The organism is Halogeometricum pallidum JCM 14848 (assembly GCF_000337095.1).
GTDB classification, from domain to species: Archaea; Halobacteriota; Halobacteria; order Halobacteriales; family Haloferacaceae; genus Halogeometricum; species Halogeometricum pallidum.
Genome location: NZ_AOIV01000025.1, coordinates 13,752 through 27,060 on the forward strand (window position 1 = coordinate 13,752; position 13,309 = coordinate 27,060).

The 13,309-nt window shown below is 69.9% G+C and carries 12 protein-coding genes; 7 read left to right on the forward strand and 5 right to left on the reverse strand.

What is annotated here, in order from left to right; all coding sequences use genetic code 11:
- Window positions 1-135 precede the first annotated feature (135 nt).
- The 4 genes from C474_RS11020 to C474_RS11035 all read right to left on the reverse strand — a co-directional run bounded on the left by C474_RS11020 (window position 136) and on the right by C474_RS11035 (window position 4,403).
- A complete protein-coding gene (locus tag C474_RS11020; protein WP_008386783.1) occupies window positions 136-2,256 on the reverse strand; it encodes a (Fe-S)-binding protein in 2,121 nt (706 codons plus the stop codon).
- 77 nt (window positions 2,257-2,333) lie between these two features.
- Entirely contained in the window at window positions 2,334-3,059 is a 726-nt protein-coding gene (locus tag C474_RS11025; RefSeq protein ID WP_008386785.1) for an energy-coupling factor transporter transmembrane component T family protein, read from the reverse strand.
- Window positions 3,056-3,778 carry an energy-coupling factor ABC transporter ATP-binding protein gene (locus tag C474_RS11030; RefSeq protein WP_008386787.1) on the reverse strand — a complete coding sequence of 241 codons (723 nt, stop codon included), beginning with the start codon at window positions 3,776-3,778 and terminating at the stop codon, window positions 3,056-3,058. The genes C474_RS11025 and C474_RS11030 overlap by 4 nt, the downstream gene beginning before the upstream one ends.
- A gap of 19 nt (window positions 3,779-3,797) precedes the next feature.
- Window positions 3,798-4,403: a biotin transporter BioY gene (locus C474_RS11035; protein WP_008386789.1), complete on the reverse strand. Its 606-nt coding sequence runs from the start codon at window positions 4,401-4,403 to the stop codon at window positions 3,798-3,800.
- A gap of 160 nt (window positions 4,404-4,563) precedes the next feature.
- Here C474_RS11035 and C474_RS11040 point away from each other — a divergent pair, with 160 nt between their 5' ends.
- Together C474_RS11040 and C474_RS11045 are read left to right on the forward strand one after the other, a co-directional pair.
- Window positions 4,564-5,175 (forward strand): hypothetical protein, encoded by a 612-nt coding sequence (locus C474_RS11040; protein ID WP_008386791.1) that lies wholly within the window; start codon window positions 4,564-4,566, stop codon window positions 5,173-5,175.
- A gap of 98 nt (window positions 5,176-5,273) precedes the next feature.
- Window positions 5,274-8,792 (forward strand): LAGLIDADG family homing endonuclease, encoded by a 3,519-nt coding sequence (locus C474_RS11045; protein WP_008386792.1) that lies wholly within the window; start codon window positions 5,274-5,276, stop codon window positions 8,790-8,792.
- 36 nt (window positions 8,793-8,828) lie between these two features.
- Here the strand turns inward: C474_RS11045 and C474_RS11050 are convergent, their stop codons facing one another.
- A complete protein-coding gene (locus C474_RS11050) occupies window positions 8,829-10,052 on the reverse strand; it encodes a trans-sulfuration enzyme family protein (protein WP_008386793.1) in 1,224 nt (407 codons plus the stop codon).
- A gap of 154 nt (window positions 10,053-10,206) precedes the next feature.
- Here C474_RS11050 and C474_RS11055 point away from each other — a divergent pair, with 154 nt between their 5' ends.
- The 5 genes from C474_RS11055 (at window position 10,207) to C474_RS11075 (ending at window position 13,278) form a co-directional block, all read left to right on the forward strand.
- Complete coding sequence (locus C474_RS11055) at window positions 10,207-10,491, forward strand: DUF7854 family protein (RefSeq protein WP_008386794.1); 285 nt, start codon at window positions 10,207-10,209, stop codon at window positions 10,489-10,491.
- 66 nt (window positions 10,492-10,557) lie between these two features.
- Window positions 10,558-10,896: a DUF7855 family protein gene (locus tag C474_RS11060; protein ID WP_008386795.1), complete on the forward strand. Its 339-nt coding sequence runs from the start codon at window positions 10,558-10,560 to the stop codon at window positions 10,894-10,896.
- Window positions 10,893-11,777: a DUF7856 family protein gene (locus C474_RS11065; protein WP_008386796.1), complete on the forward strand. Its 885-nt coding sequence runs from the start codon at window positions 10,893-10,895 to the stop codon at window positions 11,775-11,777. The genes C474_RS11060 and C474_RS11065 overlap by 4 nt, the downstream gene beginning before the upstream one ends.
- 47 nt (window positions 11,778-11,824) lie before the next feature.
- On the forward strand, window positions 11,825-12,616 hold the full coding sequence (locus C474_RS11070; protein ID WP_008386797.1) for a DUF7857 domain-containing protein: 792 nt from the start codon (window positions 11,825-11,827) through the stop codon (window positions 12,614-12,616).
- Entirely contained in the window at window positions 12,613-13,278 is a 666-nt protein-coding gene (locus C474_RS11075; RefSeq protein WP_008386798.1) for a MinD/ParA family ATP-binding protein, read from the forward strand. Before C474_RS11070 ends, C474_RS11075 begins: the two co-directional genes overlap by 4 nt.
- The last annotated feature ends 31 nt before the right edge of the window (window positions 13,279-13,309 follow it).

Below are 13,309 nucleotides of genomic sequence, written 5' to 3' on the forward strand. Positions count from 1 at the left end.
GCCGACGCGTTACCTCCGCAGTTCGTCGTCCCGCTTCGCCCCCGCCCTCCTCTCCCGTCATCGATTCGTCAGCCGCGGCTTCGGGGTTCGCGGCGTCCCGGTCGCGAAGAGCAGAGAGGAGAGCGCCGAACCGGCTCAGTCCGCCGTCGTCGGTGCGGTTCCGTCGTCGCCGGACCTGGCGGCCCCCCGCTTCGACTCCAACGCCTCCACCAGTAACTCGGCCACGTCGACTATCTCGATGTCGTCCTCGTAGTCGCCGGTCTTGCGCCCGTCCTCGTACATCGTCGCGCACATCGGGCAGGCGACGACGAACTTCTCCACGTCGGACCCGGCCGCGGTGTCTTCGAGGGCCTCCCGCAGTCGCTCCTCGCTCGGTTTCGTCTCTTCTTCTTGTTCCATCCAGAGGCCGCCGCCCCCGCCGCCGCAGCAGAAGGAGTCCGAGCGGTTGCGCGGCATCTCCGCCAGCGTCGCGCCCGTCGCGCGCACGAGTTCTCGCGGCGCCTCGTACTCGTCGTTGAACCGCCCGAGGTGGCAGGGGTCGTGGTAGGTGACCGTGTATCCGAGTTCGGTGCCGTCGAGACCGACGCGCCCCTCGCGGACGAGCGTCTCGACCACCTGCGTGTAGTGGTAGACGGGGTAGTCGAACTCCGGGTCCATCTCGGGGTACTCGTTCAGGAACGTGTTGTACGAGTGGGGGTCCGTGCAGACGATTTTGTCGAACTCGCAGCCGTGAATCGCCTCGGCGTTGTCCTCGACGAGCATCTCGTAGAGGCCCTCCTCGCCGACGCGGCGCACGTCGTTGCCGTCGTGCTGTTCGTCCTCGTAGAGGATGCCGTAGGAGACGCCCGCGAGTTCGAAGAGGCGGGCGAGCGACCGCGCGACACGGCGGTTCCTGTCGTCGTAGGAGGGGTAGTCGCCGACGTACCAGAGGAACTCCACGTCCTCCTCGCGGGCGTCGGGCACCTCGAAGTCGAGGTCGTCGGTCCAGTCGGGTCGCTTCCGCGCGGGGTCGCCGAAGGCGTTGCCGTTCTGGAAGACGTTCATCATCGCCTCTTGGACCGGTTCCTGCATCTGGCCCGTCTCGGTGAGGCGGCGGTTCATCTCGGTGAAGTGACTCAGGTGTTCGATGTCGACCGGACAGGAGTCCATGCAGGCCATGCAGGCCATGCAGGACTCCATCGTCTCCGCGTCGACGACGGAGGTGCCGCCATCGGCGACGATGTCGACCGGTTCGGTCCGGTTCGCATCCAAGTCCTCGCGGTAGCGCTTCAGGTCGAGGATGACGTTCCGCGGGTCGAGGGGTCGCCCGGAGGCTTTCGCGGGGCAGACGGCCGAACACCGGCCGCACTTCGTGCAGGCGTCGGTGTCGAGCAGTTGCTTCCACGAGAGGTCCTCGATGGAGGTGTAGCCTATCTCCTCGGGGCTCTCGTCGGCCGGGACGCCCGGGAGGCGCTTGCCCGCCTTCTCGTCGGCGGTGACGACGTTGGCGAACGAGGATATCATGTGGAACGGCTTCGCGTAGGGGACGAACGCGACGAACCCGAGGGCGATGACCGCGTGGGACCACCAGCCGAACCAGTAGAGGAACTCGGCGGTACCGGCCGACATGCCGCCCGCCTCGAAGACGAGGGCGACGAAGTAGCCGACGAACGACACCGTCTCCCAGTCCGGAAAGGAGGTGCCGACGATGCGGAGGGCCTCTAAGAGGTATCCGCCGACGCCGAGGACGAACAGCGTCCAGACGAACACGTCGTCCTCGCGGCCGGTGTGTCTGCCCCACAGACGCTCCTCGCGGACGGCGTAGCGGCGGTAGAGTGCCATGCCGACGCCGACGACGAACAGGAAGCCGAGCGCGTCCATCACGAACGAGTACGAGAGGTAGAAGTCGCCGACGAAGAACGACTCGCCCGTGAGGCGGCGGTAGAAGTCCATATCGACGGCGAGGATGGTCGTCCCGATGAGTAGGGTGAGAAAGCCCCACATGATGAACGCGTGCATCACGCCGCCGTACAAATCGCGGTCGAACTGCTTCTCGTTCGAGAGAACGATTCGCGAGGCGCGACGGACGCGTCCCGAGAGGTCGTCGAGTCGGTCGAAGGCGTCGGCTTCACCTTCGGTGTAGCGGGCGAACCGCTCGTAGACGCCGTACAGAAAGACGACGACGGCCATCGCGGCGAGGGCGTAGAAGATAGCCTCGCCCACCGGCGTGATGGTCCAGAACGTCTCCCGAGTCGGTTCCGACTGCAAGAGTATCATAGTTTATCAGCCGGAAACTGAGCGGTTAAATCTTGCCACCGTCGAAGCGCGAACGCGGCGTCGTCTGCCGGAATCGATCACAGAAACGCCGACGCGGCGAGGGCGACGCCGAGGCAGTGCGCCGGGTAGTCCCGGCGCGCGAACCGCAACTCGGGGAGCGTGGGATTCCACGCGAAACACCGCGCGCGGAGCGCTAACGCCAATCGGTCCGAGCGAGCGAACGCCCGGCGGACGCCCGCGGCGGCGACGACGCGCATCCGGTCGGGCAACGAACGACGGTCGCCGAGGCGGGCATTCGACGCCTCGCGGACGCGCCGGAGGTCCGCGAGCAGCAGCGGGAAAAAGCGGAAGACGAGGCCGACGCCGACGCCGAGGAAGCGCCCGAGGCGACCCGGTACGACGCGCTCTATCGCGGCGCGGGACTCCCGGACCGGCGTCGTCCGCAGGTACGTCGCCGAGACGAGGAGGACGAGGAGGACGCGGTAGCTGGCGAGGGCGGGTTCGACGGCCGCGGCCGGGTCAACGCCGACGGGGAGGGCGGACCCGGCCGGCGAGAGCACCACCGTCCGCGCGAGGGGGGCGACGACGAGGAACGGGAGCGCCGGCGCGAACCCGCGGAGCGCGTCGGCGGGCGAGACCCGCCCCGCGAGGAGGATTCCGGCGACGAGGGCGGTGAACGCGGCGAGTCCGCGCGGCCCGGTCCGCGCGAAGACGGCGAGGGCGAAGGCGGCCTGCACGAACAGCTTCGTCCGCGGGTCGAGTCGGTGGGCGAGGGTGTCGCCCGGGCGGTACGTCAGCGTCATCGGTCGGGGAACGGACGGCACGGGGCGCGCACGTCGTGCGCCGCCAGTTCCCCGACGGTCCGGTCCGGCGTCCCGTCCACGACGACGCTGCCGCCGGCCATCACGACGACCCTGTCGGCGAGTTCGAGCACGTCGCGCACGTCGTGGGTGACGACGACGACGCTGGTGCCCGACTCGCTCAGCGATTCGAGCCTGTCGAGAACCGCCTCTCGCGCGGGCGCGTCGAGTCCGGTGAACGGTTCGTCGAGGACGAGGTGGGTCGGACGCATCGCCAACGCGCCCGCGACGGCCGCGCGTTCCCGTTCGCCGCCGGAGAGTTCGTCGACGCGGGCGTCCGCCTCTCCGCTCAAGTTCACGGCGTCCAGGGCGTCGCGCACGCGTTTGTCTATCTCTTCTCGGGGGAGGCCGAGGTTCTCCGGGCCGAACGCCACGTCCGCGCCGACCGTCGCGGCGACGAACTGGTCGCGCGGGTCCTGAAACACCATCCCGACCGCTGTCCGGGCGGCGACGGGGTTCTCGGGGACGGACAGACCGTCGACGAACACCTCGCCCGCGTCGGGTTCGAGGAGGCCGTTGAAGTGGCGGACGAGCGTGGTCTTGCCGGACCCGTTCGCGCCGGCCAGCAGGACGAACTCGCCGTCGGGGATTTCGAGCGTGACGTCGTCGACGGCGACGCTGTCGCCGTAGCGGTGGACCAGCGATTCGGCGCGGACGGTCATCGGTCGCCGTTCGGTCCGCTCATTCCGCCGTCGCGGCGTCGCTCCGGACGATGCCGACGGCGGCGGCCATCTTCACCGCCTCGAACGGGACGAACGCGAGGGCGCTGACGACGAACGCGCGGGCGAGGGCGTCCGGGGCGAACGCGCCGGCGAGGCCGTTCTCGACTATCGCGTAGCCGACGGTGCCGAGGGCGTAGATGACGACGGTGCCGAGGACCATGCCGCCGACGAGGCGGGTCAGACCCGCGTCGGCGGGGTCGCGCAGGTCGCCGACGCCGTGGACGACGGCTCCGACGAGCGCCGCCGCCAGCGGGTACGACCAGAGGAAGCCCGCGGTGTACCCGACGAACGACCCGAGGCCGGCGGACCCGCCGGCGAAGATAGGCGCGCCGGCGGCCCCGGCGACGAGATACAGCACTATCGACGCGCCGCCCCAGACGGGACCGAGGAAGATGCCGGCGAGGAAGACGCCCAGCACCTGCAGGCTCACCGGGACGGGCGAGACGGGGTTCGGAAACGAGACGTAGGCGAACGCGCCCGTGAGCGCCGCGAACAGCGCCGCGCGGGCGACGTTGCCGACCACGTCGTCGCCGACCAGTTCGACCGACTCCGCGTTTGTCGACATACTCCTCCGTGTTTCGTAAACCACTATTAGTGATTCGGTTTACGAGGCACGGAGTCGCCGCGGGGTCCTCCCTACGCCGCCGTTCCGACCGCGCTTCGGTCGGCCGACTGGCCGGTCGGCCGGCAAAGTTTTCTACGTTCGGAGCGCGTACTGGCCGGTCATGGACGAGAAGACGGCCGAACTCAGGGACATCTTCGTCGAGACGACCGGGTCGGAGTCGGTGACGGAGCGACAGGAGGAGTCGCCCGGGTCGTTGACGGACGCCCCCGACGACGAGGAGCGAAACCGCCGCGTGGCGGAACTCGTCGCGGCGATGCGAGAGCGCTACGAGTTCGAGTCGGACCTCTCAAACGAGGACCTCCGCCGGGTCGTCCGCGGGTTCTTCGACGGCGACACCGACGCGGAACTCGCGGCGGTCCTGGAGGCGGACGCCGACGAGGAGGACGTGTTCGTCGCGCGGACGGACCTCCACCTCCTGCGGGAGTCGGACGCCGACGCGTCGTTCCCCGTCGACGAGTTGCGGTCGCTCCTCGCGGACGGCGCGGACGACGAGGCGTGCGCGGCCGCACTCGACACCGACGCCGAGACGGCGGCGCGCCACCGCCGCGTCGTCGAGGCGCGGCGCGAGGCGACGCGCGCGAACGACCGCTTCCGCGCAGACTTCGAGGAACTGCTGACCGACTCGAACCTCTCGGCGCGACTCGCCGAGGACGCCCGCCGCGACGGCCTGCGCGACGCCACCGAGGACATCGAGACGGACGTCTCGCTGTAGGGTTCGTCCCGGCGTCGTCCGGTGACGGCGGCCGTCCGTCCCCACCACTTCCGCTCCGAGCGAAGACTCTTACCGGATGGGGGACTTACTCCGGTTCGATGGCACAGGCCCCGCAGGACCCGGACGTGGACCTCACCGAGCGGTTCGTCCAGTTCTACAGAAAGTACTACAGCGACGATATCGGCCGCCTCGCCCAGCGGTACCCGAACGAACAGCGTTCGTTGTACGTCGACTACGACGACCTGTTCCGCTTCGACGAGGACCTCGCGGAGGACTACCGCAAGAAACCGGACCAGATACGCGAGTACGCCGAGGAAGCCCTCCGCCTCTACGACCTCCCGGTCGACGTGAAACTCGGGCGCGCGCACGTCCGCCTCCACAACCTCCCGGACTCCGTGGACATCCGCAACATCCGCGTCCACGACGACCACATCGGTCGGATGGTGTCGGTGCAGGGCATCGTCCGCAAGGCGACGGACGTCCGCCCCAAGATCACGGAGGCCGCGTTCGAGTGCCAGCGCTGCGGGACGATGACGTACATCCCGCAGACCGACAGCGGCTTTCAGGAACCCCACGAGTGTCAGGGCTGCGAACGACAGGGTCCGTTCCACGTCGACTTCGACCAATCGGAGTTCGTCGACTCCCAGAAACTGCGCGTCCAGGAGAGCCCCGAGGGCCTGCGGGGCGGCGAGACGCCGCAGAGTATCGACATCGACACCGAAGACGACATCACCGGGCGGGTGACCGCCGGCGACCACGTCGTCGTCACGGGCGTCCTCCACATCGAACAGCAGACCTCCAACCAAGAGAAGACGCCCATCTTCGACCTCTACATGGACGGCGTCGCCATCGAGATAGAGGACGAGGAGTTCGAGGACATGGACATCTCCGAGGAGGACGTCGCCGAGATAATCGAACTCTCGAACGAGGAGGACATCTACGAGATGATGGTCGGTTCCGTCGCCCCGTCCATCTACGGTTACGAACAGGAGAAACTCGCGATGATCCTCCAACTGTTCTCGGGCGTCACCAAGCACCTCCCCGACGGGTCGCGGATTCGCGGCGACCTGCACATGCTGCTGATAGGGGACCCGGGTACCGGGAAGTGCGTCGCCGGGGACACGCGGGTAACACTGGCGGACGGGTCGGAGGTTCCCATCCGCGAACTCGTGGAGCGAAACCTCGACGACCCGAAACCGGTCGACGACGGCGTGTGGGACTCGGTCGACTTCGAGGTGCCGTCGATGGCGCACGACGGGTCGATTTCGACGCGACGGGCCACCAAGGTGTGGAAGCGCGAGGCACCGGAGCGAATGTACGATATTCGGACCGCGAGCGGGCGAGAACTCACCGTCACGCCGTCGCACCCGCTGTTCATCGGTCGGGACGGCGGCACCGACGCCGTCGTCGCCGAGGACCTCGAAGCGGGCGAGTTCGTCGCCGTTCCGCGGTCGCTTCCGGTCGAGGGCGACGACTCCCTCGACGTGTCGATTCGCCGGTCGCGCTCACCCAACGCCGTTCGAATGGACCTCCCGGACCGACTGACGCCGTCGCTCGCACGTCTGCTCGGGTACGTCGCGGCCGAAGGCTACGTCGACCGACGCGATTCGGGCAGTGCGTTCGTCTCCGTGACGAACAACGACCGAGAGATACTGGACGACGCGCTCGACGCACTGGACGGACTCGGTCTCTCAGCGACCGAGCGAACCCCCCACGACGGAAAGAGCGCTCGAGAGCTCATCTGCTCGTCGTCCGAACTCGTGAGCTTCCTCGAAGAACTGGAGCCGGCGTTCTTAGCGGGTTCGAGCGAGCAGCGGGTTCCTGAGCCGATTCTACGGTCCACTCGCCCCGTCAAGCGGGGATTCCTGAAGGCGTTCGTCGACGCCGAGGGAACCGTCTCGCCGTCGCAACGGGAAGTAACCGTCTCCTCGACCAGCCGCGACGTTCTCGAAGGCGTCCGGAGCCTCCTCCTCGCGTTCGGCGTCGACTCGCAACTCCGGCCGAAAGCCGGCGGCAGCTTCCGACTCCGAATCAGCGGCGACGACTTCGCTCGCTACGTCGAACGGGTCGGCTTCGTCACCGAACGGAAGAGCGAGGCGGCCGCCGCAACCGTCGACGCCGACGGGAACACGAACCGCGATGTCGTCCCCAGTGTCGGCGAAACCCTCCGCGACCTGCGCGAATCGCTCGGTCTCACGCAGGCCGACTGCGGACTGCCCCGGAGCACGTACCAGCACTACGAGCGCGGCGACCGGAACCCGAGTCGAGACAGTCTCCGGACGGTCGTCCGAACGTTCACCGAGGCGTCGAACGACGGACTCGCAACCGACGGCGACGGCGGCGCGAGCGTCGAACGCAGACTCGCCTCCCTGCGAGCCCTCGCGGACGGTGACGTCGCGTGGGACCGCGTCGAGTCAATCGAGTCGGTCGAATCCGAGGACGAGTGGGTGTACGACCTCGAAATCGAGGGGACGCACAACTTCCTCACGAACAACGTCGTCTCTCACAACTCCCAAATGCTGCAATACATCCGGAACATCGCGCCCCGGTCCGTCTACACCTCCGGGAAGGGTTCCTCCTCGGCGGGCCTCACTGCAGCGGCTGTACGTGACGATTTCGGCGACGGACAGCAGTGGACGCTCGAAGCTGGCGCCCTCGTCCTCGCGGACAAGGGCATCGCGGCCGTGGACGAACTGGACAAGATGCGCCCGGAGGACCGCTCCGCGATGCACGAGGGCCTCGAACAGCAGCAGATCTCGGTTTCGAAGGCCGGCATCAACGCGACGCTGAAGGCCAGATGTTCGCTGCTCGGCGCGGCGAACCCCAAGTACGGACGGTTCGACCAGTACGAGTCAATCGGCGAGCAGATAGACCTCGAACCCGCGCTCATCTCGAGGTTCGACCTCATCTTTACGGTGACGGACACTCCGGACCCGGACACCGACGCCGAACTCGCAGAGCACATCATCAACACGAACTACGCGGGCGAACTGCACACCCAGCGGACGAAGATAGCCAACTCCGAGTTCACCGAGGACGAGGTGAACTCGGTCACTCAGGAGGTGGCCCCCGTGATAGACGCCGAACTCCTGCGGAAGTACATCGCCTACGCCAAGCGCAACTGCTATCCGACGATGACCCAGGAGGCCAAAGAGACCATCCGCGACTTCTACGTCAACTTCCGCGCGAAGGGCTCCGACGAGGACTCTCCCATCCCCGTCACCGCTCGGAAACTCGAAGCGCTCGTCCGCCTCGCGGAGGCGTCGGCGCGCGTCCGCCTCTCGGACAGCGTCACCCAGGAGGACGCCGTCCGGGTCACGAACATCGTCGAGTCCTGCCTGCGCGACATCGGGATGGACCCCGAGACGGGCGAGTTCGACGCAGACATCGTGGAGACGGGCACCTCGAAGAACCAGCGCGACCGCATCAAGAACCTGAAGGCGCTCATCAACGAACTCGAAGACGAGTACGAGGGCGGCGCGCCGGTGGACGAGGTGCTCGCTCGCGCGGAGGCAGAACTCGACCTGGGCGAGGGCAAGGCCGAACAGGAGATAGAGAGCCTGCGCCGGAAGGGCGAGGTGTACGAACCGCGGACCGACCACCTGCGGACGACGTAACGCCCTCGGCCCGCTTTCTGCCGGTCCCGACTCGACTCACAGCACCGCGTCCAGCCCTCGCCGCACGTCCGCGACCAAGTCCGCCTCGCGTTCGATGCCGACGCTCAGACGGACGAGTCCGGGGTCGATGCCCGCGGCGTGGAGTTCCTCGGCCGTGAAATCCTGGTGGGTCATCGCCGCCGGCACCTCCACGAGGCTCTCGACGCCGCCGAGGCTCTCCGCGATGGTGACGGTTTCCAACGCCGCGACGAACTCCGTGGCGTCGTCGACGCCGCCGGAGAGCTCAAAGGCGACCATGCCGCCGAAGTCGGCCATCTGCTCGGCCGCCACCTCGTGGCCGGGGTGAGAGTCCAGACCCGGGTAGTAGACGGTGTCGACGGCGGCGTGGGAGACGAGGGCGTCGGCGACGGCCGCGGCGTTCCGGCAGTGGCGGTCCATCCGCGCCTGCAGCGTCTTCGCGCCGCGGCGGACGAGGAACGACTCGAACGGGCCGAGGACGGCCCCGCGGGTGTACTGCGTCTTCTCGAGTCGCAGGGCGAGGTCCGCGTCGCGCGTCGCCACCGACCCGCCGATGGCGTCCGAGTGGCCGTTGAGATACTTCGTCAGCGACTCGACGGAGAGGTCGGCGCCGAGTTCGAGCGGTCGCTGGAGGGCCGGGGAGGCGAACGTGTTGTCCACCGCCGCGACGGCGTCCACCTCGTGGGCGGCGTCGGCGACGGCGGCGATATCGACGACCCTCAGGAGCGGATTCGTCGGCGTCTCGACGTAGACGAGGGCCGTCTCCTCCCGGACGGCGTCGCGGACGGCGTCGGGGTCCGTCACGTCGACGTGCGTGACCGAGACGCCGTACCGCGGGTAGACGTCCGCGAGCAGGTCGTACGTCTCCGCGTAGAGGCTGGATCCGGCGACGACGTGGTCGCCCGCGGAGAGCAAAGAGAAGACGGCGTCGATGGCGGCCATGCCGCTGGCGAACGCGTAGGCGTGCGTCGCGCCTTCGAGGTTCGCGACGACCGATTCGAGGTCGCCGCGCGTCGGCGCCGACATCCGGGAGTAGCGGTAGCGTCCGCCGAGCGCCGTCGATGACTCGTACTCGTATGTCGCGTTGGCGTAGATGGGCGTCACCAGGGCGTTGTCCGGTTTCTGCTCGCCGGCGTGGATGGCGCGGGTGTCGAGCGTTTCGGGGTCCCCCCCGTCGGTCCGTCCGTTCCGGGCCGGAGGGTTCGAATTTCCGTCGTCCTCCGACGACTCTTCGCTGGGCATTACCGGTCGTATCTCGAACGCGGTTGTCAATCTATCGTTGTCGGTGTATGTCCGGGTTCATCGGGCGTGTGGGTCGTCCGACGGTTCGCGGGCCTCGACGGGGGGACGACCACGAGCCTTCTTATACCGAGACGCGGAACGACCCGCAAGGCAGATGGACCGAATCTCCGCCCTGCGAAACGTCGAGGAGGCCCTCCGGGACTTCGAGTCCGGCGAGTCGGACCTCGCGGCGACCGAACGACGCGTCGTGACCGTCCTCCGGACGTACGCCACCGACTTCGAGGGCGAGGCGGGTCTCGCCCCCTACCGGGCCGACGGGGAGAACCGCGCGAACGGCCTCGTCGTCGTCGCCGAGAGCGCCGAGGACGCCCGGACCCGCGTGTACGACCTGCTGGACGAGACGCCCGGGTCGCTCGACTTCGCCGTCGAACGCCTGTAGCCCGGTCGACGCGACAAACATCAATCCGAGAGAGTTTTAACTCAGAATGGATTTTCTTCCGTAACCGTGTTGCTCGTCGTGACCTACTCGCGGTCCGCCCGCGAGACGCTCCGGAACGTCTGTCGAACGCACGAGGAGACCGTCGTGCGGCGGTTCGGCCGCGCCGCCCTCCTCGCGGAGACGGAGTTCGGCGCCTTCCTCGCGTGCCGCCTCCGCGAGAAGCACGCCGCCGACGTGCAGGTCGAACGGACCGAACCGTTCAACGAGTTCGCCGACGCGCCCGCGTCGGTCCGGGCGGCCGCGACGGCCTACGAGTCGCGCGACTCCCCGAGCACGCCGTACGACAAGTTCGCCGCCGGCACCGACCACCCCTCGTCGGCGGCGATGCGCGACGGCGACCTGTGACCGCCCGGCCGATTCGCGTCCGCCTGCCCGACGCGTCGCTCCACGTCGGTCCGGTCGTCGACCTCCGGGGGGTCGACGCGGCGCCCGACGCCGCGACGCTCCGTCGAGCGGTCGTCGGCGGACTCCCCGCCGAACCCGCCGCGCCGAGCGTCGTCCGCCCCGCGCCGACGCCGGTGCATCCCTTCGTCGCGCGCCTCGCGGCGGGGAGTTCGTTCGACCGGCGCGGCGCGCTGGCGGCCCTGGCCCGCGTCCGCGGTCACGACGCGGGCGGGGCGCTGACCGAACTCGAACGGGTCCGGGAGGCGATAGCCGAGGCGGCGCCCGCGGAGTCGGCCGACCTCGCCGCCGCGCGCCGCCGGGCGGCCGAGGCGGGTGCGGAGACCGACCGCCTCCGCGAACGCGTCGCGACGATTCGCGGACGGGTCGAGGCCGTCCGGGAGGCCGGGGGGGATGCCGACGCGGTCGAGGCCGAACTCGCGGCGGCGATGCGGCGACTCTCCGAGGTGTCGACCGACCGCGTGGCCGCCCGACAGCGACTCGACGCCTTGGAAACGGAGGCGCGCCGCGCCCGCGACTCCCGCGAGGCGCGCATGCGACTCGAAGACCGGGCGGCGAACCTCGAACGGGACGCGCGACGGACGCTCGCCGCCGCCGTCTACGACGCGTTCGCCGCCGCGGTGGCCGCGCTCCCGCCCGCGTTCGACGCCGACGCGGGGACCGAACCCGGCGAGTTCGCGGGCGACCCGCTCTCGGCCACCCTCGCCGTCGCCCGAGCGGCCCCCCTCCGCGCGCCCGTCGTCGTCGACCCGGCCGTCGTCGACCGGTTCGGCGGCCTCACGCGCTCCGTCCGCTATCTCTCGGGGCCGGTCGTGGTCCGCTGACGCCGACCGATGCAGGTTGAAATACCAGCGCGCGGCCAGACCGGTCCATGGAGCACGACTGCACGACGGAATCGGTCGCCGGCGCGACGCTCGTAACGGTTCGCGTCCGCAACGAGGCACCCGTCCCGCGCCGCGTCCGCGTCCGCAACGAACTCCCCGGTCCCGTCCTCCCGCCGCGGCGCGAGGGCGTCCCCGAACGCGGATGGGACGAGAGCGGATTCGAGGGCGTCCTCGACGCCGGCGAGGAACGAGCGCTCGGGTACGCCTGTCCGGTCGCCTCCGAGGACGACCGTCCGGTCTCCGTGGCGTCGCTCGGCCGGGACGAGGCCGAACGGGCGGCCGACCGCGAGAACGAGGCCATCCGCGCTCTCGGGCGGGCGCGACCGCCCGCGGACGCCGTTCCGGTTCCGGGCGGATCGCTCGCGCGCGACTCCCTTCCCGACGATGCGGGAGGGGCGGCGACCTCGGACGACGCCCGCCGCGGCGACGAGGCCGACGGTACGCACGTCGACGATACCCACGCGGACGAAGACGCCTCCGAGCGGAGCGTCTCCGAGGAGGCGAGCGACGGCCGGGACCGAGGACCTCGACCGCCCGCGGTCGCCTCGTGGCTCGACGCGGTCGAGACGCGCGTGCGTCTCGCGGAGCGACTGACGGACGCCACGGCGACGGACGCCGCGGCGGTGCTCGAAACCGCGGGCGACGTGTCCGGACTGCCGTCGACCGTCGACGCCGACGAGACGACGCTCCGGACCGTCGCCGCGCGGGCGTCGGAACTCGCCGACCGGGCCGCGGAGACGGATGCCGGCCCGACCGTCGACTCGTTGGTGGCCCTGTGATACTCGCCGTGGCCGGCGGGAAAGGCGGCGTCGGCAAGTCGACGCTGGCCTTCGAACTCGGCGCCGCCACGGGCGCCGTCGTCGTCGACGCCGACGTCGGTATGGCCGACCTGCCGACCGGTCCCGGCCCGGACCTCCACGACGTGCTCGCCGGTCGGGCGTCGGCCGTCGAGGCCGTCCGAGAGGACGGGCCGGTGACGCTGCTCCCGTGCGGGCGGTCGCTCGCCGGCGCGCGGGCCGCCGACGTGGGCCGACTGGGCGAGGCGCTCCGCGACGTCGAACGGGCCTACGGCGACGCGGTGGTCGACTGCCCGGCGGGGATGCGAGCCGACGCGGGCGTCCCACTCGCCGTCGCCGACGCCTGCGTCGTCGTCGCGTCCCCCCGACCGTACGCGCTGGCCGACGCCGTCCGGACGCGGGAACTGGCGCGCGAACTCGACGCCGGACTCGTCGCCGTCGCGGTCAACCGCGCCGTCGACGACCCTCCCGAAGCCGTCTTCGAGGAGGTGCTCGGCGCGCCCGCGGTCACCGTCCCCGCCGACCCGCGCGTCGCCCGCGCCGTCGAAACCGGCCGCCCCGTCTGCCGCGTCGCGCCGTCGAGTCGCGCCGGGCGCGCGATTTCGTCGCTCGCGCGGGCGGTCGACCGCTGCTCGCGCGCGTGAGCGGTCGCTCGCGGCCGAACCGAACGCCTTC